This window comes from Brevibacillus sp. SIMBA_040 (assembly GCF_046535075.1).
Lineage (GTDB): Bacteria > Bacillota > Bacilli > Brevibacillales > Brevibacillaceae > Brevibacillus.
Map to the genome: position 1 here is coordinate 1 of NZ_JAWRXI010000078.1, position 367 is coordinate 367.

The 367-nt window shown below is 70.3% G+C and carries 1 protein-coding gene; it reads left to right on the top strand.

The window, feature by feature from the left end; translation table 11 throughout:
* Positions 1-367 (top strand): beta-eliminating lyase-related protein (locus SB752_RS32035; protein ID WP_410719445.1); only part of this gene is annotated, 367 nt, incomplete at both ends.

Sequence of the window (367 nt, forward strand, 5' to 3'; positions counted from 1 at the left end):
GGCCGCCATGACTGCCGCCGAAGTCGGCGACGACGTGTGGGGCGACGACCCGACCGTGCTGCGCCTGCAGGCCGTCACGGCCGAGCGCGCGGGCAAGGAAGCCGGCCTGTTCTTCCCGAGCGGCACGCAGAGCAACCTCGCTGCCTTGATGGCGCATTGCGAGCGCGGCGACGAATACATCGTCGGTCAGCTCGCGCACACCTACAAGTACGAGGGCGGCGGCGCGGCGGTGCTCGGCAGCATCCAGCCGCAACCGCTCGAGAACGCGCCCGACGGCACGCTGCCGCTCGAGAAGATCGCCGCGGCGATCAAGCCGCTCGACAATCACTTCGCGCGCACGCGCCTGCTCGCGCTCGAGAACACGATC